Raw genomic sequence first — 25,916 nt, 5'->3', positions numbered from 1 at the left:
AATGCCCTCCGGGCTTTCTCTGTTACGGGTGGCAGAAAGTTCAATGCTCAACTAAACTGGCCGCACAAGGAGGTACCGACATGCCTGCAGTGACCGTCGAGAACCCGCTGACCCTGCCCCGTGTGGCTGCTCCGGCCGACGCCGTGGCGCGTCCCGTGCTCGCCGTCACGACCGCGCCGAGCGGTTTCGAGGGCGAGGGCTTCCCGGTGCGCCGGGCGTTCGCCGGGATCAACTACAAGTACCTCGACCCGTTCATCATGATGGATCAGATGGGCGAGGTGGAGTACGCGCCGGGCGAGCCCAAGGGCACCCCCTGGCACCCGCACCGCGGCTTCGAGACCGTCACGTACATCATCGACGGGATCTTCGACCACCAGGACTCGCAGGGTGGTGGCGGCACGATCACCAACGGCGACACCCAGTGGATGACCGCGGGCTCGGGCCTGCTGCACATCGAGGCCCCGCCGGAGTCCCTCGTCATGTCCGGCGGCCTCTTCCACGGGCTGCAGCTGTGGGTGAACCTCCCGGCCAGGGACAAGATGATGGCCCCCCGCTACCAGGACATCCGCGGCGGAAACGTTCAGCTGCTGACGACCCCGGACGGCGGCGCGCTGCTGCGGGTCATCGCCGGTGAGCTCGACGGCCACCAGGGCCCCGGCATCACGCACACGCCGATCACGATGATCCACGCCACGCTCGCGCCGGGTGCGGAGCTCACCCTGCCGTGGCGCGAGGACTTCAACGGCCTCGCGTACGTCCTCGCCGGCCGGGGCGCGGTCGGTGCCGAGCGCCGGCCGGTCGAGCTGGGCCAGACCGCCGTGTTCGGCGCGGGCTCCGCGCTGACCGTCCGCGCGGACGAGAAGCAGGACTCCCACACCCCGGACCTGGAGGTCGTGCTCCTGGGCGGACAGCCGATACGGGAGCCCATGGCCCACTACGGCCCGTTCGTCATGAACACCCGCGAGGAACTCCAGCAGGCCTTCGAGGACTTCCAGAAGGGCCGGCTGGGGACCATCCCGGCCGTGCACGGGATGACCGAGGGCGGCCTGTAAGGCTCGCTGCGACCGTGCGCGGGCGGACCACCGGGATCTCACCCGGGTGGTCCGTCCGCGCAGGACACGGCATGGGCGGGCGTGATCCGCTGGACGGGTGCAGCTCCTCCCCGACCCCGTCCGGCGGCTCGCCGCCTGGTGCGCCGTGATCCTGCTGGTCGCCGGGGTCGTGTACGTCGGGGTCCTGCTGTGCTCGCAGTTCCGCACGGCCGTGACGCCGGTGCTGCTCGCGCTGCTCGGGACCGCCCTGCTGGGGCCCCTGCACCGGCGGCTCGTCAAGGCCAAGGTCAACCGGTCCGTCGCCGCCGGGCTCACCTGTGTCGCGGTCGTGGCCGTCGTCGGCGGGGCCGTGTACATCGTCGTGGCCGCGCTCATCGACACCGGTGACCAGATCGTCGCCTCACTGAAGGACGCGGCTCAGGGCGTCGCCGATCATTTCGGGGCCGCGGGGACCTCCCTCGACGACCTCGCCACCAACGCGAAGGACCTGCTCACCAAGTTCGGGGGCACGGCCGCCTCCAATGTCATCAGCGGGGTCAGCGTCGTCGGCGAGACCATCGCCATGGCGGTCCTCGCGCTGTTCCTCGTCTTCTTCTTCCTGCGGGACTCGCACAAGGCCGCCGACCTGATCAGGGGCATTGCTCCCGGGGAGAGCGGCGACACGCTCGAGGCCATGGCCCGACGCGCCTACGAGGCCGTCGAGGGCTTCATGCGCGGCACCAGCTTCATCGCGCTCATCGACGCCGTCTGCATCACCCTGGGGCTGCTGGTGCTGGATGTGCCCGGTGCCGTCGGGCTCGGCGCGCTCGTCTTCGTCGGGGCGTTCATCCCCTATCTCGGCGCCTTCATCTCCGGTGCCGTCGCCGTACTGGTCGCGCTCGCCGACCGTGGGTTCGTGATCGCGCTGTGGGTGCTCGGGGTGGTCCTCGCGGTCCAGGTGCTGGAAGGGCATGTGCTCACGCCGATGATCCAGAGCCGGACCGTGCAGATGCACCCGGCGGTGGTGATGGTGGCCATCACGGCGGGGGCCTCCGTCGCCGGCGTGCTCGGGATGCTGCTCGCCGTGCCGCTCACCGCCGCCGTCTTCGGCGTCGTGCACGAACTGCGGGCGCGGTATCAGATACCCGAGCCGTCGGACTCGTAGAGCTCGAACCAGATGCTCTTGCCCTCGCCCTGCGGGTCCACGCCCCACGCGTCCGCGAGCAGTTCGATGAGCATCAATCCCCGCCCCGAGGAGGCCAGTTCGCCGGGGCGGCGCCTGTGCGGGAGGGCGTCGCTGGTGTCGGTGACGGTGACGCGCATCCGCCGGCCGCCGGGCTCGCCCCGCACCTCCGCCAGCAGCAGCGCGTCGGCGTCGGTGTGCACGAGGACGTTGGTGAGCATCTCGGAGACGAGCAGCACCGCCGAGTCGACCTGGTCCGGCGAGGGCCAGTCGTGCAGCAGCTCCCGCAGGTGCTGACGGGCCACCGCCACCCGCTCCGGTTCCGCCTGCGCGACGGACAGCATGGTGCGGCGGACCTTCGGCGGCACGAGCACCGTCTCGCCGAAGCCCTCCTCCGGCCGGGACAGCAGCAGTACGGCTATGTCGTCCTCGCGCCGGTCCGCGAGGGGCCCGGTGGTGTGGTGGGAGGAGGGGCCGTGGACCCCCTGGACCAGGGCGTCGGCCAGTTCCTCAAGGTCGCCCTTGTGGTCCTCGAGGATCGCGCGGATCCGCTGCCAGCCGCTGTCCAGGTCGTGGCCGCCGGTCTCGATCAGACCGTCGGTGCAGATCAGCATGGTCTCGCCGGGTTCAAGGGTGATCCGGGTGGTCGGGTAGTCGGCGTCCGGGTCGATGCCGAGCGGCAGACCACCCGCAGTCGGACGGGCCAGCACCGTGCCGTCAGCCATCCGGATCGCCGGGTCCGGGTGCCCGGCGCGGGCGATGTCGAGGGTGCCGGTGGCCGGGTCGGCCTCGACGTACAGACAGGTCGCGAAGCGCAGGTCCGCGAGGGCGTCCTCCTCGAGGGCGCCGGGACGGGTGGCGCCGTCCGACAGTCCGTGCAGGAAGCGGGAGGCGCGGGAGAGCACCGCGTCGGGGCGGTGGCCCTCGGAGGCGTACGCGCGCAGGGCGATACGGAGCTGGCCCATCAGGCCGGCCGCCCGTACGTCATGGCCCTGGACGTCGCCGATGACCAGGGCGATCCGGCCGTTGGGCAGCGGGATCATGTCGTACCAGTCGCCGCCGACCTGGAGGCCGCCGCCGGTGGGGACATAGCGTGCGGCGACGCTCATGCCCGGTATCTGCGGACCGAGGGTCGGCAGCATCGAGCGCTGCAGGCCGTCTGTCAGCGCACGCTCGGTCTCGGCGGCGCCCGCCCGCGACAGCGCCTGGGCGAGCATGCGCGCCACCGTCGTCAGCACCGACCGCTCGTCCGGATTGAAGGTCACGGGGTAGGCGAAGGCCGCCATCCAGGCGCCCATCGTGCGGCCCGCCACCGTCAGCGGCAGGAACGCCCAGGAGTGGCGGCCGAAGGCCGAGGCGAGCGGCCAGGTGACCGGGTAACGGGCCTTGTACTGCTGGGGCGTGGAGAGATAGACGGCGCGGCCCGTGCGGACCACCTCGGCGGCCGGGTAGTCGGTGTCCAGCGACATGTGCGAGAAGGGGCCCTCGTCACCGGGCTGATGGCCGTGGTGGCCGATGATCCTCAGCCGGTCGCCCTGCACGCTGAACACGGCGAGCCCGTCCGGCGAGAACCCCGGCATCGACAGGCCCGCCGCGACCCGCAGCACCTCTTCCGTGGACCGCGCCTCGGCCAGCGCCCGGCCCGCGTCCAGCAGGAACGCCTCCCTGGAACGCCGCCAGTCGCCGGTGACGGCGCTGCGCCCGGCGGGTGTGCCCGGGGTCGGTTCGGTGACCTCCTGAAGGGTGCCGATCAGCTGGAAGGACTTCTTCTCGGGGTCGAAGGACGGCTTGGAGCGGGAGCGCACGACACGGATCACCCGGCCGTGCTCATCCATGATCCGGATCCGCACCTCGGCCAGCGTGCCCTCGGCGACCGCGAGCCCGACGACGGCGATGATCTCGTTCCAGTCCACCGGATGGAGCCGGGCCCGGGCCTTGGCCTCCGTGAGGGTGGTCTGCTCGGCGGGCAGACCCAGCAGCCGAGCCGCCTCGGCGTCGACCGTGACGAGTTCGGTGGCGGTGTCCCAGTGCCACAGGCCGGTCGCGAGGGCGGCGAGAACCTCCCCCACGGCGGGCAGAGGCTCACCAGTGCGCATTGCCCCACTTTATGGAGAGGTGATCGAGGAGTGCCACCGATTGCGCACTCTTAATGGTGGGGAGCCGATCTTGGGGTGCCCGGTACCCTGGGGGTTGTTTCACGTGAAACACCCTGAAACACAGCCCCCGATCCGCGAAGACTGGATGAACGACGATGCATCGGTACAGGTCCCACACCTGCGGCGAGCTCCGCTCCTCTGACGTCGGCACCGACGTCCGGCTGAGTGGCTGGCTGCACAATCGGCGCGACCTGGGCGGCATCCTCTTCATCGATCTGCGCGATCACTACGGCATCACGCAGCTCGTGGCCCGTCCGGGCACCCCGGCCTACGAGGCCCTCGACAAGCTGACCAAGGAGTCGACGGTCCGCGTCGACGGCAAGGTCGTCTCCCGGGGCACCGAGAACGTCAACCCGGACCTGCCGACCGGTGAGGTCGAGGTCGAGGTCGGCGAGGTCGAACTGCTCGGCGCGGCCGCCCCGCTCCCGTTCACGATCAACACCGAGGACGGGGTCAACGAGGAGCGGCGCCTGGAGTACCGCTTCCTGGACCTGCGCCGCGAGCGCATGCACAAGAACATCATGCTGCGGTCGTCGGTGATCGCCTCGATCCGCTCGAAGATGGTCGCCCTCGGCTTCAACGAGATGGCGACCCCGATCCTGTCCGCCACCTCCCCCGAGGGCGCGCGTGACTTCGTGGTGCCCTCCCGGCTCAACCCGGGCAAGTTCTACGCCCTGCCGCAGGCGCCGCAGCAGTTCAAGCAGCTGCTGATGATCTCCGGCTTCGACCGCTACTTCCAGATCGCGCCCTGCTTCCGTGACGAGGACGCGCGTGCGGACCGTTCGCCGGGCGAGTTCTACCAGCTCGACGTCGAGATGAGCTTCGTCGAGCAGGAGGACGTGTTCCAGCCGATCGAGCAGCTCATGACCGAGCTGTTCGAGGAGTTCGGCAACGGCCGTCATGTGACGTCTCCCTTCCCGCGGATCCCGTTCCGTGAGGCGATGCTGAAGTACGGCTCCGACAAGCCGGACCTGCGCGCCCAGCTGGAGCTCGTCGACATCACCGACATCTTCGAGGGCTCGGAGTTCAAGGCCTTCGCCGGCAAGCACGTGCGTGCGCTGCCGGTGCCGGACGTGTCCGCTCAGCCCCGGAAGTTCTTCGACCAGCTCGGCGACTTCGCGGTGTCGCAGGGCGCCAAGGGCCTGGCCTGGGTGCGGGTGGCCGAGGACGGTTCGCTGTCCGGGCCGATCGCGAAGTTCCTCACCGAGGAGAACGTCGCCGAGCTGACCAAGCGCCTGTCGCTGGCCGCCGGTCACGCGGTGTTCTTCGGCGCGGGCGAGTTCGACGAGGTCTCCAAGATCATGGGCGCGGTCCGCGTCGAGGCCGCCAAGCGCGCCGGGCACTTCGAGGAGGGCGTGTTCCGGTTCTGCTGGATCGTCGACTTCCCGATGTACGAGAAGGACGAGGACACCGGCGCGATCGACTTCTCGCACAACCCGTTCTCCATGCCGCAGGGCGGCCTGGAGGCCCTTCAGACCCAGGACCCGCTGGACATCCTCGGCTGGCAGTACGACATCGTCTGCAACGGCGTGGAGCTGTCCTCCGGCGCGATCCGGAACCACGAGCCCGAGATCATGCTGAAGGCCTTCGAGATCGCGGGCTACGACCGCGACACCGTCGAGGAGAAGTTCGCCGGCATGCTGCGCGCCTTCCGCTTCGGCGCCCCGCCGCACGGCGGCATCGCCCCCGGCGTCGACCGAATCGTCATGCTGCTGGCCGACGAGCCGAACATCCGAGAGACGATCGCCTTCCCGCTCAACGGCAACGCCCAGGACCTGATGATGGGCGCGCCGACGGAGCTGGAGGAGGCGCGGCTGAAGGAACTGCACCTGTCGGTGCGCAAGCCGCAGCCGAAGTAGGTCACAGGCGCATACGAGGGGCTCGAAACCGGCGTCGGTTTCGAGCCCTTTCGCCTGCTCCCGGAAGGTCTCCAAGCTGGTCAGCGGCGACGGGCACCGGAGTGCTTTCCCAGTCGTAGTCCTGGTCCTAGGTGTCGTACGAGCCGTCCCAGGGCGAGGTGAAGAACAGGCGGTCCGGGTGGAGCTCGGCCCAGCCGCCCTCCTCGTCCTGGCCGGTCACCAGGCCGAACAGCACGCCGTCCACGGTGAGTTGGAACGGACGTATCGCGATGTCCGTGTAGGAGCGCCGGGGCAGGCTGCGCAGCAGTTTCGCCAGGTGCACACGGGCGCGGGTGAGGACCGAGTCGTCGCCGTGCGGGTTGCGCTGCTGCTCGGCCCAGGTGCCGGCACACCAGATCTCCGAGTCGCGGTGGTAGCCCTCGGCGTCGAAGGTGTGGAGCACCGCGAAGAGACGTTTCTCGTTTTCCCAGCCGTCGTCCGGACGGTACCCGCGCGGAAAGGCGTACGTGACCGTTCCCAGGAACTGGCCGTCCGCATAGCGGCCGATGGCCTCGGCCCGGCCGTGCGGTTCGTAGGAGATCGGTATGACCTCGGGGACTGCCATGGCGCACACCCTACGTATGCGGCGTGGCAATATCCCCCAGTCGTCGATGAGGACACCATTGGCCTCGCCGAAGATTCACGAGACGGCGGTCGATCTCCACAGAACTGCGAATCAGCGGTTCCACCGGCAAAGGCCCGGAAGCGTTCGGTCCCGGGCCCTTCTGGGTTTCTGTGGTTACGCGGGCTCGCCGCCGAAGCGCTCCTTGTACGTCTCCAGGTCCTCGTCCGTCAGCTTGGCGAACAGGACGGGCGGGACCGTGAAGGGCGTGCCGGCGGGGACCGCGGTGAGGGACTTCGCGTCGGTCGGGGAGACCCAGGTCGCGGTGTCCTCCGGGAGGGCGAAGGCCTGGCGCATGGCGGCCGAGGTCGTCGGGATGAAGGGTTCCGAGACCACCGCGTAGAGGTGGATCAGGTTCATCGCCGTGCGCAGGGTCAGGGCCGCGCCGTCCTGGTTCGTCTTGATCTCCAGCCAGGGGGCCTTCTCCTCCAGGTAGGAGTTGCCGGCCGACCACAGGGCGCGCAGGGCCGCGGCCGCCTTGCGGAACTGGAGGGACTCGAGCTGCGACTCGTACTCCGCGAGGAGCTCGGCGATCTGCTCGCCGAGCTTCGTCTCCGCCTCGCCGGGCTCGCCGCCCGCCGGGACCTCGTCGCCGAAGCGCTTCTTCGAGAAGGACAGCACGCGGTTGACGAAGTTGCCGAGGGTGTCCGCCAGGTCCTTGTTCACCGTGGCCGTGAAGTGCTCCCAGGTGAAGGACGAGTCGTCCGACTCGGGGGCGTTGGCGATCAGGAAGTAGCGCCAGTAGTCCGCCGGGAGGATGTCCAGGGCCTGGTCGGTGAAGACGCCCCGCTTCTGGGACGTGGAGAACTTCCCGCCGTAGTACGTCAGCCAGTTGAAGGCCTTGACGTAGTCGACCTTCTTCCACGGCTCACGGACGCCGAGTTCGGTGGCCGGGAACATCACCGTGTGGAAGGGGACGTTGTCCTTGGCCATGAACTCCGTGTAGCGGACGTCGTTGTCGACGTCGTACCACCACGACTTCCAGTCGCGGGTCGACGGGTCCTGGTCCGACCACTCCTTCGTCGCACCGATGTACTCGATCGGGGCGTCGAACCAGACGTAGAAGACCTTGCCCTCCGCGGCCAGCTCCGGCCAGGTGTCGGCCGGGACCGGGACGCCCCAGTCCAGGTCGCGGGTGATCGCGCGGTCGTGCAGGCCCTCGGTCAGCCACTTGTGCGCGATGGAGGAGGCCAGCTGCGGCCAGTCCTTGTCGTGGCGCGCCACCCACTCGCGCACCTCGTTCTCCAGCTTGGACTGGAGGAGGAAGAGGTGCTTGGTCTCACGGACCTCCAGGTCCGTGGAGCCGGAGATCGCCGAGCGCGGGTTGATCAGGTCGGTCGGGTCCAGTACGCGGGTGCAGTTCTCGCACTGGTCGCCGCGGGCCTTGTCGTAGCCGCAGTGCGGGCAGGTGCCCTCGACATAGCGGTCCGGCAGGAAGCGGCCGTCGGCGGGGCTGTAGACCTGGCGGATCGCCCGCTCCTCGATGAAGCCGTTCTCGTTGAGGCGGCGGGCGAAGTGCTGGGTGATCTCGACGTTCTGCGGGGAGGAGCTGCGGCCGAAGTAGTCGAAGGCGAGCGCGAAGCCGTCGTAGACCGCCTTCTGGGCGTCGTGCGCCTGCGCGCAGAAGTCCGCTACGGGGATGCCCTGCTCCTTCGCCGCCAGCTCGGCGGGGGTGCCGTGCTCGTCCGTCGCGCAGATGTACAGGACGTCGTGGCCGCGCTGGCGGAGGTACCGGGAGTACACGTCCGCCGGGAGCATGGACCCCACCATGTTGCCCAGGTGCTTGATTCCGTTGATGTACGGAAGGGCGCTGGTGATGAGGTGTCGAGCCATCGGGGGCTGCTCCCAGGTCGGTTTCTTGTGGCTTTGCGAACCTTGAAATCGTAGCCGACATGGGTGTGCCGCCCGCCTCCCGTTTTACGGGCGAGAAGCGGGCGGCACCGGGACGAGTCGTTACGGGCGCCAGTCGATCAGTACGCCGTCGTAGAGCTCCGCGTCCGTGAGCTCCAGGGGGGTCGGGCCCGCGTGGAAGAAGGCCGTGTTGTCGGTCTTCAGTTTGCGGAGGTAGTCGAAGGCCTTGTTGTCGTGGTCGCCGAACGCGACGAAGGAGAAGAACACCGAGGGGTGGGTCTTCGCGGCGTCGGTGAGGGCCTGGGTGGCGGGGGTCTTGGCGTCCGGGGCGCCGTCCGTCTGGAAGATCACCAGGGCGGGGGTCTTCGCGTCGGGGATGTGGGCGTCGTAGTGGGCGAGGACCGCTTCCACGGCGGCGTGGTAGCTCGTACGGCCCATACGGCCGAGGCCGGCATGGGCGTCGTCGATGGCGGTCTCGGGGGAGGCCGGGGTGAGGTCGGTGGTGCCGTCGACCTCGGTGGAGAAGAAGACGACGTGGACGGAGGCGTTCTCGCTGCCGGCGGGGTCCAGGTGCTCGGCGAGGGCGAGGGTCTGGTCGGCCAGGGCCTGGGCGGAGCCGTCCTTGTAGTACGGGCGCATGCTCGCGGAGCGGTCGAGTACGAGGTAGACCTTGGCGCGGGCGGTGGTGAGGCCGGCTTTCGCCAGGGCGGCGGCGGGGGCGTCGGCCTCCGGCGCGGCCGCGGCAGCCACGGGCTCAGGCAGCGCGGTTTCCGCCGCCGGCTCCAGCTCCGCCTCGGTTTCGCCTTCGGCGGGGGTGTTCCCACCCGCACCGCCCGTGCTGCTCTCGATGTCGGCTGCGGGTGGCCCCTGCGGGGCGTCCTCGCCGTCGGCGGCCGCGGGCTCGTCCGCTTCGGGCGCCGGCTCGGAGGCCTGCTTCAGCTCCGCCTCGGTTTCGCCTTCGGCGGGGTCGTTCCCACCCGCACCGCCCGTGCTGCTCTCGATGTCGGCTGCGGGTGGCCCCTGCGGGGCGTCCTCGCCGTCGGCGGCCGCGGGCTCGTCCGCCTGGGCCTCGGGGGCCTGCTTCGGCTCCTCGGCCTTGGCCTCCGCGACCGGCTCGGGCTCCGGTTCGGGGGCGACCTCCGTCTCCGGCTCGGTTTCCCGTACCGGCTCCGCGGTCTCCTCCGGTGCCGCGGTGGGCTCCGGCTCCTCGGCGGCCACCGGCTCAGGGATCTGCTCCGGCTCCGGTTCGACCTCCGCGATCGGCTCGGGTTCTGCGACCGGTTCGGGGGCGACCTCCGTGATCGGCTCGGCCTCCACCTCAGGCTCAGCCACCGGCTCAGAAGTCTGCTCCGGCTCCTCAGCCTCAGCGGCCAGGGCCGGCTCCGGGGCGGCCTTCGTGGCCGGTTCCGGCTGCTCCTCAGGCTCGCGCTGCGTCTGCGCCGTCGGCTCAGACGGCTCGTCGGCCGTCGGCTCTGCGGTCACCTGGTCCAGCGGCTCCGACGGCCTCGGCACCGTGACGTTGTCGAAGGCTGCCGCTACCAGTTCGTGCTCGTCCTGGTCCTCCGTGGACGACGAGCGCGGCTCCGGGACCTGGGCAGATGGCGTCGGCAGCGGCTCGGGGGACGGTGCCGGAACCGTCGGTTCCGGAGTGTGCGAAGGGGTGAGGTCCGCACCCTCTGCTTCGGCGGCACGCCCCTTGCGTGACCTGCCGAACGCATTCCGCAGGAGAGTGAGAATGCCCATGTGCGCAACCCTTCGCGTGAGTTGATCCCGTCAATCCCTGGCCAGGACGGACACGTAAGGTTAGCGGCCCCAGATGGCGATCTTCGGGAGGGTGGGTATGTCTCAACGCTTCCCGTACTTGCGCGCTTCGTGTGATCGCCGCGGGTTGTGAGTTGAGCACAGAAGCGGCTGGTCGTACGCGACCCAGGCTCGCTTCATGACGCTGGTAGTCAAGTGAGACCGGACTTCAAGGGAGGTTCCTCCTCCCTCGCTCTGTAGTCCTGAAAAGCTTTCGGGTGAGTGCTTCTCTCAATTGCTCCGGGGTGGGGCGGTGACGATTCCTGCGGTGTCAGACCGCCGGGATGACCTTGGCCCTTGCCAGAATCTTCCCGTCGAGGGCCCAAACGAGGGCGCGCAACTCCCGGTCGCTCTTCCTCCAGGGGCGGATGGGGCGGTCGCGCCGCAGGGCTGACGTGCGCCTACGCGGCATTGCCCCTTCGGTGCACAAGAGCACGCGTTGGTCGCACCCCCCTGCGTTCTGGGCTCAGTGCGGTGACGCGATCGTCCGTGCCGCCGCCGCCTCCTGCCGCAGTGGCTCCAGCACGCTGTCCGCCGGACCGGTGAGGTCCGAACGGACCGGGTACAGGACCTCGGTGTCCCGCAGGCCCTCCGCCAACTCGGCCAGCTGCATGGTCACTTGGTGGACCTCGGCGGCGGACGGCGTGGCCGCCCCGTGTCGTACCCGTACCGCCGCGGCCGTGGTGGCGTCCACGATCCTCCCCCAGTGCCTTAAGGGCCTGGGGGACCCCCACCACGGCGACGACCAGCGGCCACCAGGCGGCGGCCCGGCGGGCGGTGGGCGGCGGTTCGGTCAGGGCGCGCTGGAACTCCGTACGGATGACGGACAGATCGCGGTAGAGGCGGCGTCGCATCCGGGCGCGGGCCGCCGGTTCGGTGCCGTCGCCGAAGGCGGACTCGACGTACTGGGCCGTGTCGGCGACCGCGTCCGCGAGCCGGTCGCCGACGCGGGTGTGCCAGCTCTCCGGCCACAGCAGATAGCCGGCGACCAGTGCGATGCCGCAGCCGATGAGGGAGTCGACCAGGCGGGGCAGGAGCAGGGCGGTGCCCTGGTGGTTCAGGACGTCGGAGAGCAGCAGGATCACGGGTGTGATGGCGGCCGTCTGGTAGCCGTAGCCGCGCGGGGTGAACGCCGGGACCAGCGGGGCGAGGACCAGCATCACCGGTACGTCCCACCAGCCGCGCGGTACCGCCGCCAGCACCGCGGCCGCGATCACCAGGACCGTGCCGAGGTCGGGACATGCGCCCATTATGAGCAGCCCGCTCCGATCATCTCCGCCCCGATGATCTCCCCCTCCGAGCCACCGTACGGATCATCCTCGCCGGTGAAGCGTGATGTCCACGAGCAGTGCGCGGTGGTCGGTGTCGGTCAGGTCCAGGAAGTGGGCGCTGTTCGCCGAGAAGTCCCGGGAGACGAGGACGTGGTCGATCTGGGTGCCGAAGGTCGGGGTCGTGCGGGCGGGCCAGCTGGGTGTGCGGGCGTGGCCCGTGAGGCGGGCGGCGTCGCGCAGGCCGGTGTCGAGGATGCGGCGGAAGGCGGCGTGGTCCTGGGAGGCGTTGAAGTCGCCGGCCAGGATCATGGGCGTACGGGTGGTGGCGGCAGCATTCCGCAGCCGCCCGAGCTCCCGTTGCCAGAGGCCGACCTGGCCGGGCAGCGGCGGCATGGGGTGGGCCAGCTGGAGCCGTACGGCATGTCCGCGCACCTCGGCGACGGCGCCCGGCATGCCCATGGTCCCGACGACGCCCGCCGTGCCCTTGAGCGGGAAACGGCTGAGGATGATCGACCCCGCGGAGCCCCCGGCCGCCACGGCCTGCCGGTACGGGTAGTCGGCGCCGAAGTCCTGCTTCAGCCGGGCCTGGCAGGTGTACTCGCACTCCTCCACGAACACGAGATCCGGCTTGTGGCGCCGGATCTCGGGGACCAGGGAGCCGGTCCCGCGCCCGAACTCGACGTTCGATGCCAGCACCCGGAACTCGGCGACGGCGGCGCCGCCGGGCTCGTCCGTCTTCCCGTACGGCTCGATGAACCACGCCAGCAGACCGAGGACGGCGAGCGCCCAGACCATGCCGAGGCGCCAGCGGCCCAGCAGTGCGAGGAGCAGGGCCAGCCCGGCGGGGGCGAGCAGCCAGGGCAGGAAGGCGAGGACCTGGGGGACCGGGGTGAAGCCGTCGCTGTCGGCGGCCCGGCAGCCGACGACCACGCTCACCGCGGCCAGCAGCAGCCCCGCGCACCAGACCGCGAAACGCCGCCCGGCCCGCCGTGCCGGCTCGCCCCCGCGCGCAGTGGTCCACTCGGCAGCCGCAGTGTCCAAGTCCGGGCCCTCCGCTCACGAGTGGGATGCCCGAATCATCCCCCGGCGGAGTCGATGCGCGCCAGGAAACTCTCCAGGGCCTCGTTGAACTCCTTCGGCCGCTCCAGGTTCGGCATGTGGGCGGTGCCCTCGATGACGTGGAGGGTCGAGTCGGGGAGCGCCGCGTGCATCTCCTCGGCGTCGGCGACCGGGGTGTAGGTGTCGTCGGCGCCGACCACCACCAGCGCCGGGACCGTGACGGTGGTGAGCAGTGCGCGGTAGTCGGGGCGGGCGGCGCGGGCCCGCAGGGCCGCCGCGGCGGACTCCGGGCGGGTGGCCGTCATCATGCGGTGGACATGTGCCTTGACCTCGGCGGAGGCGTACGGAGCGACCATCTTCTCCAGCACCTCGTCGGCGTACCCGCGCATGCCCTCCCGCAGCAGGCGGTCCGCCATGGCGTGCCGCACCTCGACGCCCTCGGGTGTCTCCGGCGCGGGGAAGGTGTCGGCGAGGACCAGGCCGCGGACGCGGGCGGGGAACTGCCGGTAGAAGTCCATGACGATCTGGCCGCCCATGGAGAGCCCGGCGAGCACGCACGACTCCACGCCCAGCTCGTCCAGCAGCGCCGCGAGGTCCTGCGCGAACTGCTCGAAGCGCGTGACCTGCCCAGAGGAGGGGGAGGCGCCGTAGCCGCGCAGGTCGGGGGCGATCACCCGGCGGGAGTCGGAGAACGCCTCGAGCTGCGGGTTCCACATCGTGTGGTCGAAGGGGTGGCCATGTACGAGGACCAGCGGGATCGGCATGGCTTCGACCCTAGGACGGCCCGACTTCTCAGTGCAATAAGATCTTTGCCCTCGGTGCAATGCCGAACGACGGCAGCAAACAGGGGGCCCAGTGGACGCGTACCGGCGGATAGCCGACCGCATAGCCGACGACATCGCCGCCGGACGGCTCCGGCCGGGCGAACGGCTGCCTCCGCAGCGGAAGTTCGCCCGCCGGCACGGGATCGCGGCCTCCACCGCGGAGCGGGCGTACGGCGAACTGGTGCGGCGGGGGCTGGTCGTCGGCGAAGTCGGCCGGGGCACCTTCGTACGGGCCGCCCGTACCGGACCCGTCGGGCGGGCGCTCACCGAACCGGCGACCGCGGCCCCGGTGAACATGGAGCTCAACTACCCCTCCGCCCCCGGCCAGTCGGAGCTGCTCGCCCCCGTTCTCGCGCCGATGCTGCGCCCCGACGTCCTCACCGAGGCCCTGCGCCCGGCCCCCGCCGCCGGCACCGCGCAGGCCCGCGAGGCGGTGGCCGCCCTGCTCGCCACACCCGGCTGGCGCCCGGCCCCCGACCGGCTGCTCTTCACCGGAAACGCCCGCCAGGCCATCGCCTCCGCCCTCGCCTCGCTCGTCAGGCCGGGCGGCCGCGTCGGGGTCGAGGAGCTGACGTATCCGCTGGTCAAGGAGATCGCGGGGCGGCTGGGCGTCCGGCTGGTCCCGCTGGCCACGGACGAGGGCGGGCTGCGTCCGGAGTCCGTCGCGGCCGCCCACCGGGCCGCTCCCCTCTCGGCGCTGTACGTCCAGCCGACCCTGCACAACCCCACCTCCGTGACGACGCGCGAGGCACGGCGACGCCAACTCGCCGAAGCCGTCACCGACTTGGACCTCCCCGTCGTCGAGGACCGCATCTGGTCCTTCCTCGCCGACCCGGCCGAGGCCGCCGACCCCCTCGCCGCGTACGCCCCCCACCTCACCCATGTCGTCGACGGCCTCTCCAAGCGGGTCGCGCCCGGGCTCACGGCCGGCTTTCTCGTCGTACCCGCGCATCGGGTGGAGACGGTGGCGGCCGCGGTGCGGTCCGGGGGGTGGAGTGCCGGGCGGTTCGCGCTGGAGGCGGGTGTGCGGTGGATCGGGGACGGCACGGTGGAGCGGCTGGTGGCGGCGAAGCGGGAGGATGCGGCGCGCAGGCAGCGGCTGGTCGCCGAGCACCTCGACGGCTTTCGGGTGCGGTGCGATCCGCGGGCCTATTTCGCCTGGTGGGAGCTGCCTGCGCCGTGGCGGGCGGACACGTTTGCCGCGGCGGCGGCCGCGCACGGGGTTGCCGTCACGCCGGGGACTGCTTTTGTGGTCGACCCCAAGCGGACCCCGGATGCGGTCAGGCTCGGTCTGGCGTCTGCTGCTTTGCCCGATTTGGAGCGGGCTCTGGGAGTGCTTGCCAGGGTGGCGCTAGGGGCTCCGTTGTAGGTCCGGGGATTCGTCTGCGGGTTCGTTGTGGCTGGTCGCGCCCCGCGGCGGAGCCGCAGATCGACGTCGCCCCGCGCCCCTATGGGGCGCGTCCCTTCGGGGCGCGGTCGAGCTGCTCCGGAAGCGGCCCATGAGCCAAGCAGCCAGGGCTACCGTCAGGCCCAGGGTGATCAGGAGCCAGCATGCCTGGCGGAGGGTGGCCGTCAGGGCGTCGTAGACGGCTGCCGCGGCCGGCTGCTGGGTTTCGTCGGGGAGGTCGGCCAGGGTGAAGTGGCGGCCGATGGTGACGGCGAGGGCGAGCAGGGCGCCGCCGAGTGCCGTGCCGAGGGCGGTCGCGGTGACCGCGCGGCGGCGGCAGGCGGCGACGGCGATCCCGGTCACGGCGAAGACGACCGCCGCCACCGGCAGCCAGAAACCGGCGACTTCCAGCACGTGGAATCCCTTCCGGAGGCGGTCCAGTTCCTGGGCCGGGAGCACCGCGACCTCGGTGTGCTCGACCGGGATGCGGTTCGCCAACGGGACGTGGTCCACGGCGAGTTGACGCTTGACCTGGGCGGTGAGGGGCGCGAGGTCGACGGTGACGTCGCGCTCGCTCTCGTCGTGCAGGGCGCGCAGCACCGCGTCGTGGACCGCCCGGTTCCCGGCGTCCCAGGCCAGCCGGAAGGCCTGGGTACCGGTGAAGGAGTGCACCGCGTCGTGCACGAAGGGGCGCACGGTGCCCCGCAGCGGCCGCACGTCCCCCCGGTCGTCGACCTGCTCCATGATCCCGGCGCCGACGGTGTCCGCGACCGCGTCCCGCACGGCGGGGTCCCCGGCGAGCGGCGCCATCGTCGTGACGTAGCGACCGGTGTCGGTCAGGTCGTACGCCGCCCAGGCCGCGAGCGTGCCGCACGGCGCGAGCAGACACGCCAGGGCGATCAGTGCCGCCGACAGGGCGTGCCGCAGGCGCTCAGGTTGCTTGGGGGCCACCTCTCCAGGCAACGGCCCGGGGGCGGGGCGCGCGAGCGGGGCGCCCCCATATGGGTTCCGTCCGGGTGCGCCGCACCCCCGGGCGGGTCAGCGGATGCGGTTGCCGACGGCGTCCTCGCGCGTGTAGTAGCGGTAGAAGAACACCAGGAAGATGCCCGCCGTGACGACCACGCCCAGGGCCACCGAGCGGTAGACCGACTCGCCGGCCTGGCTGTAGAGGAAGGCGACCGCGGCGCCCGCGAAGCCGGACTTCACCAGTGAGTGCAGTTCACGCTTGAGCAGCGGTGCGAACGTCGCGACGGCGATGCACAGCACGATGAACACGGCCGCCGTGACGAAGCCGAACAGGATGTTCCAGCCGGTGATGTCGCCACCCCCGCGCCGGTTGGCCGCGGCCCAGAAGCCGTACACGAGCCCGAGGGCCACGGGGATGCCGTACCGCCCCAGGGTGTGGACCCGCTCGTCGAAAAGGTCGGGTGTGCGAGTGGGCCGGGCCGCGCGATTCAGCCTCACCTTGCCCATCATTTTGCCGGTGGGTGCCGCTTGAGCCATGAGAGCACTCCTCTCTCTCCTCGCCCCTGCCTACCAGAGCACACCTGGAGGAGGGGCCTGGCAAGTCGGTGGGGGACGGCAATACCTCGCGGCCGGCAGCCCGGCGCCCGGTTTTCGGTCCTGACACCCACCTTTGCACCCGCAGCGGTTACGGTGCTGCCGTAAGTGATCGACGGGGGATGGGGAGGGAACGATGCCCGGAACCGTGCTGTTGCTCGCCGCGTCCCCGGCGGGCAAGGGGTGCTTGGTGGACGCGGCGTCCGTGCTCCCCGTCCTCGCGGCCGTCCCGCCTGCCGTCCTGTCCGGCACCGACACCGCGAACGTCGTCGAACTCGCCGACCCGCTGGAACCGCAGGCCGTGCTCACCCGGCTGCGGGCCGCCGCGGGGGCCCCCGGGCCGCTCACCGTCTTCGTCACCGGGCAGCTGCAACTCGACCGCCGTCAGCGGCTGCCGCACCTGGCGCTGGCCCGTACGACGCCCGCGACGGTCCGCTACACCGGGCTGCCGTGGCACTGGATCCGGGAGGAACTGCGGCTGCGGGGGGTTGGTTCCACCACGCTTTTCCTGGATCTGCATGCGGACGCCGAGGCCTGGGAGTGGTTGCGGGGCAATCCGCTCGACTGCGGGGCCGACAACGCCGTTTACGGCCGCGTGGCACCTCCGCCGTCGCGGCGGGCGGTGGCGGTGCCCGCGTACATGAAGGCCGTGGGGACGATTCTGCGCAGTGGGCTGCGGCCTCCTGCGGAGCAGCTGCATCAGCAGGCCTTGGCCCGGGTGGGCGTGGAGGGGTGTGCGGACCTGGTGCTGGGCGTGCCCGGCGTGGGTGGTCCCGTCCCTGGGGGCTTCGCCCCCAGACCCCCGTATCGGCCTGAACGGCCTCGTCCTCAAACTCCCCCACTCTCGGCTTCGCTCGAGCGGGGGGACCCCCATGACGGGCTGAAAGATGCTGACCGGCAGCAGCGCAGTGAGGCCGCCGATCCCCACTCCGCCATCTCCGCCGCCGTCCGGTCCGGCCGCCACCCCGACGCCGACGCCCTCGCCGCCCGTCACGAGCAGGCCGCCGTACACGCGCACGGGCCCGGGTCCGAGGAGGCCTTGCACTGGGCCGAGGTGCGGGCGGATCTGGCGATGTTCGCCGGGGATCCGGTGCGCAGCTGCCGGACCTGGCTCGGGGTGGCCGCCGCGCGGCTGGCGGCGGGGCAGGCGGCGGACGCGCCCGCCGTGGAGGCGGCCGTGGACCGGGCGCATCACCAGTGGGGGCAGGTCCGGGACCCGGCCGCGGCACGGGAGCTCGGGGCGTCGCTCGCCGGGTTGCGCTCGCGGGTGCCGGGCCGCAAGCAGGGTGCGCTGGACCATGTGCAGCGGCAGTTGCGGCAGTTGCAGACCCAGGGCTGACCCGGCCCTACGTCTCGGCGGTGGCGAACAGCTCCAGGTGCCCGCACTGGGGGCAGCGGTACGCCTCTATCTGCCGCTTGGGCCGGCCCATCCGCCTGGCGCCCCCGAAGGGCCCCCGCTCCAACGCGCCCTCGATCCAGCGCGCGTAACCGCGGGCGCCCTGGCCTTCGTCCTCGATGAAGCCGTCGACCAGGCCGACGGTGCCGCAATAGGTGCACTTGTAGTTGTTCACGCGGTGAGTGTAGGAAGCAGCCGCACGCGATCACGACGTGAGATACGCGAGCGCCCCCGACACCAGTGTCCGTACGCCCGGTGTGACCGTCGACAGATCCGGTGCGAAGTGCGGGCTGTGGTTGCTCGGGACCGCCAGGAACTTCTCCATCAGGTCGGTGCCGGGCGCCGCGTCCCACACGTCGGCCGGGGTGGTCGTGACGAACCAGTACGAGTACGGGATTGCGCCGGGCGCCAGGTGCGGGAAGTCCTCGCTGCCCATCACCGGGCCGAAGTCCAGCACCGTCCCGGCCCCGAGCACCTCCTCGTGGACGGCGGCGATCCGCCGGTCGGTGTCGGCGTCGTTCGTGGTGACGGGGAAGGTCGCGCCCACCGTGACCTCCGGCTCCCGCGGGCAGCCGGCGGCCAGGGCCTCGCCCGCCGTGATGCGCCGGATCGCGGCGATCATCCGCTCGCGCACCTCGTCGGACTGGGTGCGCAGGTTCAGGGCGATGCGTGCCTCGGACGGGATGATGTTGTGCCGGGTGCCGCCCTCGATGCGGCCGACGGTCAGTACGGCGGACTCGCGGGCGGCGATCTCCCGGGAGACGACCGTCTGGAGACGGGTGACGAGGTAGGCGGCGGTGACGACGGGGTCCACGGTCGTCTCGGGGCGGGAGCCGTGGCCGCCGCGGCCGTGCAGGACGATGTCGATGTCCGTCGACGCCGACATGATCAGGCCGGGTGAGTGGGCGTAGAAGCCGACGGGTCCGGGCGCCGCGTGCTGGCCGAGCAGGACGTCCGGGCGCGGGAAGCGTTCGTACAGGCCGTCCGCGATCATCCCCTGGGCGCCCTGGCCGGTCTCCTCGGCGGGCTGGCCCACCACCAGCAGGGTTCCGGACCAGGTGTCCCGTCCGGCGGCCAGCGCCGCGGCCGCGCCCGCCAGCCAGGTCACATGCAGGTCGTGGCCGCAGGCGTGCATCACGCCGGGTGTGGCGGAGGCGTACGGCAGCCCCGTCTCCTCGGGTACCGGCAGCGCGTCCATGTCGGCGCGCAGCAGGACCGTCGGGCCCTCGCCGTTGCGCAGGACGCCCGCGACTCCGGTGCCGCCGATGCCCTCGGCGGTCTCGTAGCCCGCCTTGGTGAGCCGCTCGGCCAGCTTGGCGGCCGTGCGGTGCTCCTGGAGCGACAGCTCGGGGTGGCGGTGCAGGTCCCGGTAGAAGTCCTCCAGGTCGGAGACCGGGAGACCGGCGGTGAGGTCCAGCGCGGTGCGGGCGGCGGGAGACGGCATGGGGGCAGCGTAGGCGGCTCCGGGCCCCGGCGGGGCGGGGTGCCCCACATCGCGAGGGCCCGTGCACGCAGTGCGGCCGCCGACGCGAAGGGGGGAGTGTGCGTCGGCGGCCGCGTTGGGGAGGGGGGTCCCGGTGAAGAGCCTGGCAGGCGCGGAGTTGATCGACACCCCTGTTCAGGGGGTAATCAATTCCGCGGCCCGTCGTCTGCCGGTCGGGTGGCCGGTCAGGCGTACGGGTCGAAGGGGATGCCGCTCGGCTTGGCCTTGTTCAGGTGGTCGGCGAACTTGGAGTCCTGGAGCGGGAAGTTCGCGCTGCCCCAGTCGGAGGCGTTCAGCTTGTCCCGCAGGTCGGACGCCAGGGTGGACCAGCTGAGCAGGTTCTCCTGGTGCCAGGCACCGGTGTCGTTCTCCGGGGTCTCGCCCCACTTGGCGAAGCGGAAGGCGTGGGTGGACGCGCCGTCCTTGTGGTAGACGGCCTCGACGCGCTGCCCGCTCATCGGGACGTCCGCGATGGGGTGGGTGCTGAAGCCTCCGTGCCTGGAGGCCGACAGATACGACGGGTCGGCGTCGCCGTCCTTGACCCAGACGACCATGCACTCCCAGTCGTGGCGGTGGCCGATGCCCGGGGAGGCCTCGTCCTTCTCCCAGTAGCTGGCGTAGATGATCCCGCACCAGCCGTTGTTGCACTTGGACCGCGAGTAGGTGTTGGCGTGGCCGAGGTGGCCGGAGCGGCACTCGCCGGTGATCGGGCCGGTCGGCTTCAGACCGCCGTTGAGGTTGCCGCTCGGGTCGATCGCGGCGGCCGGGTAGCAGCTGTCCGTGTCGTAGTCGTAGACCGGCTCGAAGTTCTTCTCGAACGAGGTCGCGTTCTCGGGCAGGTTCTGCAGCACACCCGCAAAGGCGCTGCCCGGCAGGGCGAGGGCGAGAACGGCGGCGCTGCCGGCCACTGCGGCGGCCCTGGCGAGGCGGTGGGGCCTGACGGTGCTGACTGCTCGGGGCATGGGGGGCTCCAGTCGACGGTCCGCTCGTCCCGGACATGACATCCGGGGCGTCGGAACGAAGACTGGCAAGTCGAGAGTTCGATGGAAGGGCTTTCCATCAAATTCGAGACGGCTTTTCACCGAACTGATCAACGCCCGCCGGGTGGACCGGCGGGCGTCGGTATCGGGTTCGTCTCAGCCCTTCTCGGGCACATACTTCCCCAGGGCGATCAGCAGCCGGTTCATCCGGGGTAGTGCCCACCGTTTTCCACAGATGTGGACGACGGCGGGCGCGGTGACGTGGTCGAGCTGGACACGGCCGAGTTCTGACCCCCGGTTCACCCACCCGCGTGGTGGTGGACCTGCTGCATCTGACCCATCGGCGCCGGATCCGCCGCCCGCGCCGGACCGGCATTCGCCGCCAGCACCAGGGCCGCCACCGCGATGACCGCCGCTGCGAACCCTCGGGCGTAACGCTCGGAGATGTGTCGGAGCACGGCAACCTCTCAACAGCGTCTCAACTGTGTTGTATTAAACGTGCTTAAGACGCCGCTTAACCTAGGGGTTGCCGGGGGTAACAGCAAGAGGTTCAGGGGGAGTTGTCGTGTCGGACCGTGATGATCCGGTGACCATCGGTCGCAGAGTCCAGCAGTTGCGGTCCGAACGCGGGCTCACCCAGCGGCAGTTGGCTGAGCCGGCGTACACCCCCGCCTACATCTCCACCCTGGAGGCCGGCCGGGTCCGCCCCTCCGACGAGGCGCTCAGGCACATCGCCGAACGCCTCGGCATCGCCTACGACGAGCTGGTCACCGGGCGTCCGGCCCGCCTCGCAACCGACCTGCGGCTCAGGCTGACCGAGGCACAGCGCACGCTCGCGGGCGGCGAGGCCGAGCAGGCGGCCGAGCAGTACGCCGTGCTGCTCGCCGAGGCCGAGCGCCACGCACTCGTCGACGTCCAGGCCATCGCCCTGCTCGGGCTCGGCGAATGCGCGCTGGACACCGGAGAGCTGGAGGACGCCCGGCAGTACTTCGAGCGCTCCGAGCGCGCACTCGCCGACGTACCGCTGCCCGCCCGGGTACCCGCCCTGCGCGGGCGTGCCGTCTCCCACTACCTGGCCGGTGAACTCCGATACGCCGTCTACCTGCTGGAGTCCGCCCTCGACGAGCTGAACCGCAGCGGACTGCACGACCCGGACGCGCTGCTCCTCCTCTACGCCAGCGTCATCGGCCCCTACATGGACATGGGCGCCCAGGCGCGCGCCGCCCAGGCCGCCGAGTTCGCGCTCGCCCTCGCCCCGCAGTCCGGGGACCCCGCGCTCGTCGCCCGTATGCACCGCTCGGTGGCCCGCACCCTGCTCGCCGAGGGCCGTATCGCCGAGGCGGACGCCTCCCTGGCCAAGGCCGCCGAGCTGTACCGCACCCTCCAGATCCGCACCGAACTCGCGGGCTGCCACTGGATGCGCGGCTACGTCTGCGCCCAGAACGGCGAACTCGACCGCGCGGAGAGCGAGTTGAGGCAGGCCCTCGACATGCTCTCGGCGGGGCGCGCCGCCCTCTACAGCAGCCAGGTCGCCGTCGAGCTCGCCGACGTACTGCACCGGCGCGACAAGTCCGACGAGGCCGCGGCCCTGCTGCAGGACGTGCTCAGCGATGATCTCGGCCCCGAGCGCGGCGCCCTGCACTCCGCCGCGGCCCACCGGCTGCTCGGCATCATCGCCGAGGACGCCGGCGACACGGAGGCCGCCGAGGAGCACTATGTCCGCGCCCTGAGCATGCTGGAGCGGGCGGGCGCGGCCGGTGACCTGGCCGACCTGTGCCGGCTGCTCGGGGATCTGCTGCGCCGCACCGGCCGGGTCGAGGCGGCCCTGGACGCGTACCGCACAGGCCTCGGCCACCGTACGGCCCCCGGCACCACCACCCTTGGACCCGCACCGGCACAGCCTCCTCTGTGACCGGTCCGCGGTCGTCGGGCGGATGGCGTTTCGGCCCTGGGGCCAGGGGTAGTCGGGCAGCGCCCCCAGATGCAGGCCCCCCACTGCGATCGAAGGAGGCGATGGCCGTGGACGCAGTAAGGGCCATCGACGTGATCGCCGAGGTGGTGCGCGATGCCCGGCCCGGGGAGACACCTGCCCGGCTGTGCGCGGTGGCGGTGAAACTGCTGCCGGTCGTCGGCGCGAGCGTGTCGCTGCGCAGCAGCGGCATGCTCATCCGGCTCGCCGCGAGCAACTCGCTGGCCTCGTATCTCGCGGATGCCCAGACCACCGTCGGTGACGGCCCGTGGCTGTACGTCTACCGGACCGGCGCCCCCATGCTCGCCTGCAACCTGACCAGCGGCCGGGACATGGACCGCTGGCCGGTGTTCGCCCGGCAGGCGACGGCCGTCGGGGTCCAGGCCGTGTACTCCATGCCGCTGGGCAGCGACGAGGGCCTGACCGTGGGCACGCTGGACCTCTACCGCGACACCCCCGGCGACCTGACCGAGGACGAGCTGCGCCGTGCACAGCTCGTGGCCGCCGTCATGACGCTGGCCCTCACCGCCCTGCCGCGGGAGGAGAGCGGCAGCGGCGGCGAGGAGGCCTGGCTGGCCGGTCTGGCCGACGAACACGACGAGGTCTACCAGGCCATCGGCATGGTCATGGCGCAGCTCGGCGTCGACGCCGACGAAGCCTCGGCCCGGCTGCGTGCCCGCGCCTTCGCGCAGGGCCGCACCGTCCTGGAGGTGGCGCACGACGTCATCTCGCACCGGGAGCGACTGGACGGCGACTGAGCGCCCGCGCGACCGGACCCCGGACCCGGGTCCCTATGATCACGGCATGGACATACTCGGTATCTCCCTGCTCACCCTGCTGGTGCTCTTCGGTATTAGCAGCATCGAGAACCGGCTCTCCCGCGCGGACAGACGAGCGGCCCGGATCGAGCACAAACTCGACCTGATCCTCGGCCACTTGGGACTCACCGAGGCCGAACCGTGGTCGGACGAGGTGAACGCGCTGCTGCGGGACGGCAAGAAGATCCAGGCGATCAAGGTGTACCGGGAGGCGACCGGGGCGGGCCTGAAGGAGGCCAAGGACGCCGTGGACAAGCTCGCCTAGACCTCGGTCGTCGGCCGGCCCCCGGCTCAGACGCGCAGCCGCGGCTGCTTCCTGACATCGGCCAGCCGCTGCGCACCCACCTGCACGAAGGCCTTCGTGGTGTCGGCGGACACGTCGCCCGTCCCGCCGTGGGACAGGGCGATCGTGTCCTCGCCGACGCGGACCACGGCGACGTCGAGGGTGAGCAGGGTCTGTTCGCCGGTCGCCGTCGCACCGGTGATCGTGACCCGCAGCCCCTGCCGGTCGTCGCCGACCACCGGCAGTACGGCCTCGTCGACCCGGACGTTCTGGAGGGTGCCGCGCTCGGTCACCGCCGTGAACTTGGCGCAGGTCTTCGGCAAGGTCCGCAGCCAGGCCAGCGTCCGGGACACGGCGGCGGGCTTCAGCGACAGCACCTGGTACCGCAGCTGCGTCTGGTCCATGGCGTCGTCGAGCCCGACCACGGCCCGCGTCCCGGTGGCGTCCGCACCGAACAGGTCGTCCGTGTACAGCGCCTCGAGGAGCTTGCGGCACTCGGGCACGTCGGCGTGGCTCTTGAGCACCCCGTCCCGCCAGGTCGCGGCCCCCTGCGTGGGCGCCCACGGCGCGCCCAGATCCGCCTGGGTGACCAGCGCGGCCTGAGCCTGCGCCTCGGTGAGGGGCGGCGGTGCGGCGGGGGCCGTGGGGGACGGCTTCGCACGGTGGACCGCGCTGTGCGAAGCAGTGGGCGCCTTCTTTTTCGCCCCCGGCTCGGGGTCCACGCCCACGATGAGGCCGCACGCACTCACGCTCACCAGCGCCCCCGCGGACAGCACGGCGGCGGCGAGGACACGGGTCGGGGTGCGGGTCATCGGACGCCTCCTGGCCACCTCAAGATCGGTTACCCCTCCAAGGGACCACCGCCCAGGACACCCCACCAGCGCGCCGGGCCGTCCGGGTTACGCCCCGCGCAAAAACCCGTCGCCCCCGCCCCCGGCCCCGCGTTACCGTCCTGCCATGCAGCGCGAACGGTCGTTCCTCACGACGACGCCGGAGAGTGTCCCGGCGCGCTGATCCATGGACTGGATGTCCGAAGCCCCGGGGCGAGTGCCCCGGGGCTTCGTCGTGGGTCGCTCGCCCTCCCCATCGCGAGGAGAGAGACCATGTACGACCACCGTCGGCTCGGCCGCGAGCTGGAACTGTTCGACACCGATCCGCTGATGGGCGCGGGGCTGCCGTACTGGCTGCCCGACGGCGCGGTCGTGCGGCACGCCCTGGAGGAGTACATCCGCGACCAGGAACGCGCGGCCGGCTACCGGCACGTGTACTCGCCCGTCCTCGGCAAGCGCGAGCTGTACGAGATCTCGGGGCACTGGTCCCATTACAGCGAGGACATGTTCCCGCCGATGAATCTGGGCGGTGAGGAGGTCGTCATGCGGCCGAGCCTCTGTCCCCATCACGCCCTCATCTACCGGTCCCGCTCCCACAGCTACCGCGAACTGCCTCTCCGTATCGCCGAGTTGGGCGGCATGTACCGGTCCGAGCTGTCCGGGGTGCTCGGCGGCCTGACCCGCGTACGGTCCATCCAGCTCAACGACGCCCATATCTTCTGCACCCTGGAGCAGGCGGTGGACGAGGCCCGCAAGGCGCTGGAGCTGATCGGCCGCGCCTACGCCGACCTCGGCATCCGCGCGTCCCGCCACCGGCTGTCCCTGCCGGGGCAGGGCGGCAAGTACGTCGCCGACCCGGAGCTGTGGAAACGGGCCACCGGGCTGCTGGAGGAGGTGCTGGCGGGCGCCGGTGTCGCATACGAGGCGGCGGAGGGGGAGGCCGCCTTCTACGGGCCCAAGATCGACGTCCAGGTCGTCGACTCCGCCGGCCGCGAGGCCACCCTCTCCACCGTCCAGATCGACTTCCACCAGCCCGAACGCTTCGATCTGCACTACATCGGCGCCGACGGCGCGAAGCACCGGCCGGTCATGGTCCACCGCAGCATCATCGGCAGCGTGGAGCGGGCGGTGGCGCAGCTGATCGAGGAGCACGGCGGGGCCTTCCCGGCCTGGGTCGCACCCGTCCAGCTCGTGGTGCTGCCGGTGTCGGACGCCCAGCAGGACCAGGCGCACGACGTCGTACGGCGGGCCGTGGCACGCGGGCTGCGCGCCGAGTTCGCCGGGCCCGAGCAGGGCAGCCTCGGCGCCCGCGTCCGGGCGGCGCGCCTGGTGCCGTACCAGGCCGTGATCGGCGAACGGGAGGCCGAAGGCGACCTGGCGGCCCTACGGCTGCGGGACGGACGGCGTCCGGGTGCCGTACCGGTGGAACGGCTGCTGGAAGGGATCAGGGCGTGCGTCGACGCCCGCGGCGCCGAACTGTGGGCGGCTGCGTAAGGTCACTGTCGTAGCCCAGGA

Annotated in this window: 23 protein-coding genes and 1 pseudogene; 9 read left to right on the top strand and 15 right to left on the bottom strand. The window is 71.4% G+C overall.

Annotated features, from left to right (window positions below; genetic code table 11):
* The first annotated feature begins 80 nt into the window (after positions 1–80).
* Positions 81–1,052, top strand: a complete 972-nt coding sequence (locus ACWCRD_RS06305) for a pirin family protein (protein WP_450964783.1) — start codon at positions 81–83, stop codon at positions 1,050–1,052.
* Between the two features lie 97 nt (positions 1,053–1,149).
* A complete protein-coding gene (locus ACWCRD_RS06300; RefSeq protein ID WP_450964782.1) occupies positions 1,150–2,196 on the top strand; it encodes an AI-2E family transporter in 1,047 nt (348 codons plus the stop codon).
* Here the strand turns inward: ACWCRD_RS06300 and ACWCRD_RS06295 are convergent.
* Entirely contained in the window at positions 2,169–4,310 is a 2,142-nt protein-coding gene (locus tag ACWCRD_RS06295) for a SpoIIE family protein phosphatase (RefSeq protein WP_450964781.1), read from the bottom strand. The genes ACWCRD_RS06300 and ACWCRD_RS06295 overlap by 28 nt on opposite strands.
* 155 nt (positions 4,311–4,465) lie before the next feature.
* On the opposite strand from ACWCRD_RS06295, the gene aspS reads away from it, so the two are divergent.
* Complete coding sequence (aspS, locus tag ACWCRD_RS06290) at positions 4,466–6,229, top strand: aspartate--tRNA ligase (protein WP_450964780.1); 1,764 nt, start codon at positions 4,466–4,468, stop codon at positions 6,227–6,229.
* A 127-nt stretch (positions 6,230–6,356) separates the two neighbouring features.
* On the opposite strand, the gene ACWCRD_RS06285 is transcribed toward aspS, so the two are convergent.
* The 6 genes and pseudogenes from ACWCRD_RS06285 to ACWCRD_RS06260 form a co-directional block, all read right to left on the bottom strand.
* Positions 6,357–6,833, bottom strand: a complete 477-nt coding sequence (locus ACWCRD_RS06285; protein ID WP_450964779.1) for a hypothetical protein — start codon at positions 6,831–6,833, stop codon at positions 6,357–6,359.
* A gap of 174 nt (positions 6,834–7,007) precedes the next feature.
* Positions 7,008–8,723, bottom strand: coding sequence for a methionine--tRNA ligase (gene metG, locus ACWCRD_RS06280; RefSeq protein WP_450964778.1), 1,716 nt, complete (start codon positions 8,721–8,723; stop codon positions 7,008–7,010).
* Between the two features lie 120 nt (positions 8,724–8,843).
* On the bottom strand, positions 8,844–10,484 hold the full coding sequence (locus ACWCRD_RS06275) for a VWA domain-containing protein (protein WP_450964777.1): 1,641 nt from the start codon (positions 10,482–10,484) through the stop codon (positions 8,844–8,846).
* A gap of 523 nt (positions 10,485–11,007) precedes the next feature.
* A pseudogene (locus ACWCRD_RS06270) lies at positions 11,008–11,773 on the bottom strand (FUSC family protein); the annotation flags it as partial.
* Positions 11,774–11,854: 81 nt separating this feature from the next.
* Positions 11,855–12,853 carry an endonuclease/exonuclease/phosphatase family protein gene (locus tag ACWCRD_RS06265; RefSeq protein ID WP_450964776.1) on the bottom strand — a complete coding sequence of 333 codons (999 nt, stop codon included), beginning with the start codon at positions 12,851–12,853 and terminating at the stop codon, positions 11,855–11,857.
* Positions 12,854–12,888: 35 nt separating this feature from the next.
* Positions 12,889–13,635, bottom strand: coding sequence for an alpha/beta fold hydrolase (locus ACWCRD_RS06260; RefSeq protein ID WP_450964775.1), 747 nt, complete (start codon positions 13,633–13,635; stop codon positions 12,889–12,891).
* Between the two features lie 91 nt (positions 13,636–13,726).
* On the opposite strand from ACWCRD_RS06260, the gene ACWCRD_RS06255 reads away from it, so the two are divergent.
* On the top strand, positions 13,727–15,064 hold the full coding sequence (locus ACWCRD_RS06255; protein ID WP_450964774.1) for an aminotransferase-like domain-containing protein: 1,338 nt from the start codon (positions 13,727–13,729) through the stop codon (positions 15,062–15,064).
* Here ACWCRD_RS06255 and ACWCRD_RS06250 read toward each other — a convergent pair.
* Both ACWCRD_RS06250 and ACWCRD_RS06245 read right to left on the bottom strand, forming a co-directional pair.
* Entirely contained in the window at positions 15,047–16,033 is a 987-nt protein-coding gene (locus tag ACWCRD_RS06250) for a hypothetical protein (protein WP_450964773.1), read from the bottom strand. The genes ACWCRD_RS06255 and ACWCRD_RS06250 overlap by 18 nt on opposite strands.
* An 87-nt stretch (positions 16,034–16,120) precedes the next feature.
* On the bottom strand, positions 16,121–16,585 hold the full coding sequence (locus tag ACWCRD_RS06245) for a hypothetical protein (protein ID WP_450964772.1): 465 nt from the start codon (positions 16,583–16,585) through the stop codon (positions 16,121–16,123).
* 193 nt (positions 16,586–16,778) lie between these two features.
* On the opposite strand from ACWCRD_RS06245, the gene ACWCRD_RS06240 reads away from it, so the two are divergent.
* Positions 16,779–17,981 carry a hypothetical protein gene (locus tag ACWCRD_RS06240; RefSeq protein ID WP_450964771.1) on the top strand — a complete coding sequence of 401 codons (1,203 nt, stop codon included), beginning with the start codon at positions 16,779–16,781 and terminating at the stop codon, positions 17,979–17,981.
* Between the two features lie 7 nt (positions 17,982–17,988).
* On the opposite strand, the gene ACWCRD_RS06235 is transcribed toward ACWCRD_RS06240, so the two are convergent.
* The 5 genes from ACWCRD_RS06235 to ACWCRD_RS06215 form a co-directional block, all read right to left on the bottom strand.
* Positions 17,989–18,213, bottom strand: coding sequence for a hypothetical protein (locus ACWCRD_RS06235; protein WP_450964770.1), 225 nt, complete (start codon positions 18,211–18,213; stop codon positions 17,989–17,991).
* A gap of 30 nt (positions 18,214–18,243) precedes the next feature.
* The gene (locus tag ACWCRD_RS06230; protein ID WP_450964769.1) at positions 18,244–19,482 is read right to left on the bottom strand and encodes an amidohydrolase; all 1,239 of its coding nucleotides are present in this window, start codon (positions 19,480–19,482) and stop codon (positions 18,244–18,246) included.
* Between the two features lie 224 nt (positions 19,483–19,706).
* The gene (locus ACWCRD_RS06225; RefSeq protein ID WP_450964768.1) at positions 19,707–20,483 is read right to left on the bottom strand and encodes an NPP1 family protein; all 777 of its coding nucleotides are present in this window, start codon (positions 20,481–20,483) and stop codon (positions 19,707–19,709) included.
* A gap of 174 nt (positions 20,484–20,657) precedes the next feature.
* Positions 20,658–20,804 (bottom strand): hypothetical protein, encoded by a 147-nt coding sequence (locus ACWCRD_RS06220; RefSeq protein ID WP_450964767.1) that lies wholly within the window; start codon positions 20,802–20,804, stop codon positions 20,658–20,660.
* The gene (locus ACWCRD_RS06215) at positions 20,801–20,959 is read right to left on the bottom strand and encodes a hypothetical protein (RefSeq protein ID WP_450964766.1); all 159 of its coding nucleotides are present in this window, start codon (positions 20,957–20,959) and stop codon (positions 20,801–20,803) included. Before ACWCRD_RS06215 ends, ACWCRD_RS06220 begins: the two co-directional genes overlap by 4 nt.
* 107 nt (positions 20,960–21,066) lie before the next feature.
* On the opposite strand from ACWCRD_RS06215, the gene ACWCRD_RS06210 reads away from it, so the two are divergent.
* From ACWCRD_RS06210 to ACWCRD_RS06200, 3 genes are all read left to right on the top strand, one after another.
* Positions 21,067–22,413, top strand: a complete 1,347-nt coding sequence (locus ACWCRD_RS06210) for a tetratricopeptide repeat protein (protein ID WP_450964765.1) — start codon at positions 21,067–21,069, stop codon at positions 22,411–22,413.
* 101 nt (positions 22,414–22,514) lie between these two features.
* Complete coding sequence (locus tag ACWCRD_RS06205; protein ID WP_450964764.1) at positions 22,515–23,228, top strand: GAF and ANTAR domain-containing protein; 714 nt, start codon at positions 22,515–22,517, stop codon at positions 23,226–23,228.
* A gap of 46 nt (positions 23,229–23,274) precedes the next feature.
* The gene (locus ACWCRD_RS06200) at positions 23,275–23,553 is read left to right on the top strand and encodes a ribosomal protein L7/L12 (protein ID WP_450964763.1); all 279 of its coding nucleotides are present in this window, start codon (positions 23,275–23,277) and stop codon (positions 23,551–23,553) included.
* A 26-nt stretch (positions 23,554–23,579) separates the two neighbouring features.
* Here ACWCRD_RS06200 and ACWCRD_RS06195 read toward each other — a convergent pair whose 3' ends face one another.
* Positions 23,580–24,383, bottom strand: coding sequence for a hypothetical protein (locus tag ACWCRD_RS06195; protein ID WP_450964762.1), 804 nt, complete (start codon positions 24,381–24,383; stop codon positions 23,580–23,582).
* Between the two features lie 291 nt (positions 24,384–24,674).
* Here ACWCRD_RS06195 and thrS point away from each other — a divergent pair, with 291 nt between their 5' ends.
* The gene (thrS, locus tag ACWCRD_RS06190) at positions 24,675–25,895 is read left to right on the top strand and encodes a threonine--tRNA ligase (RefSeq protein WP_450964761.1); all 1,221 of its coding nucleotides are present in this window, start codon (positions 24,675–24,677) and stop codon (positions 25,893–25,895) included.
* Positions 25,896–25,916 lie beyond the last annotated feature (21 nt).

The sequence above is a fragment of the Streptomyces sp. NPDC002092 genome (assembly GCF_053593775.1).
This window is presented reverse-complemented; position numbering and strand designations above follow the sequence as displayed.

What these genes read in the sequence shown, in the direction of transcription:
- ACWCRD_RS06305 (WP_450964783.1), top strand. Translation starts at nt 81, where the DNA reads ATGCCTGCAGTGACCGTCGAGAACCCGCTGACCCTGCCCCGTGTGGCT.
- ACWCRD_RS06295 (WP_450964781.1), bottom strand. Translation starts at nt 4,310, where the DNA reads ATGCGCACTGGTGAGCCTCTGCCCGCCGTGGGGGAGGTTCTCGCCGCC.
- aspS (WP_450964780.1), top strand. Translation starts at nt 4,466, where the DNA reads ATGCATCGGTACAGGTCCCACACCTGCGGCGAGCTCCGCTCCTCTGAC.
- ACWCRD_RS06285 (WP_450964779.1), bottom strand. Translation starts at nt 6,833, where the DNA reads ATGGCAGTCCCCGAGGTCATACCGATCTCCTACGAACCGCACGGCCGG.
- metG (WP_450964778.1), bottom strand. Translation starts at nt 8,723, where the DNA reads ATGGCTCGACACCTCATCACCAGCGCCCTTCCGTACATCAACGGAATC.
- ACWCRD_RS06275 (WP_450964777.1), bottom strand. Translation starts at nt 10,484, where the DNA reads ATGGGCATTCTCACTCTCCTGCGGAATGCGTTCGGCAGGTCACGCAAG.
- ACWCRD_RS06260 (WP_450964775.1), bottom strand. Translation starts at nt 13,635, where the DNA reads ATGCCGATCCCGCTGGTCCTCGTACATGGCCACCCCTTCGACCACACG.
- ACWCRD_RS06245 (WP_450964772.1), bottom strand. Translation starts at nt 16,585, where the DNA reads ATGGCTCAAGCGGCACCCACCGGCAAAATGATGGGCAAGGTGAGGCTG.
- ACWCRD_RS06240 (WP_450964771.1), top strand. Translation starts at nt 16,779, where the DNA reads ATGCCCGGAACCGTGCTGTTGCTCGCCGCGTCCCCGGCGGGCAAGGGG.
- ACWCRD_RS06230 (WP_450964769.1), bottom strand. Translation starts at nt 19,482, where the DNA reads ATGCCGTCTCCCGCCGCCCGCACCGCGCTGGACCTCACCGCCGGTCTC.
- ACWCRD_RS06225 (WP_450964768.1), bottom strand. Translation starts at nt 20,483, where the DNA reads ATGCCCCGAGCAGTCAGCACCGTCAGGCCCCACCGCCTCGCCAGGGCC.
- ACWCRD_RS06205 (WP_450964764.1), top strand. Translation starts at nt 22,515, where the DNA reads ATGGCCGTGGACGCAGTAAGGGCCATCGACGTGATCGCCGAGGTGGTG.
- ACWCRD_RS06200 (WP_450964763.1), top strand. Translation starts at nt 23,275, where the DNA reads ATGGACATACTCGGTATCTCCCTGCTCACCCTGCTGGTGCTCTTCGGT.
- ACWCRD_RS06195 (WP_450964762.1), bottom strand. Translation starts at nt 24,383, where the DNA reads ATGACCCGCACCCCGACCCGTGTCCTCGCCGCCGCCGTGCTGTCCGCG.
- thrS (WP_450964761.1), top strand. Translation starts at nt 24,675, where the DNA reads ATGTACGACCACCGTCGGCTCGGCCGCGAGCTGGAACTGTTCGACACC.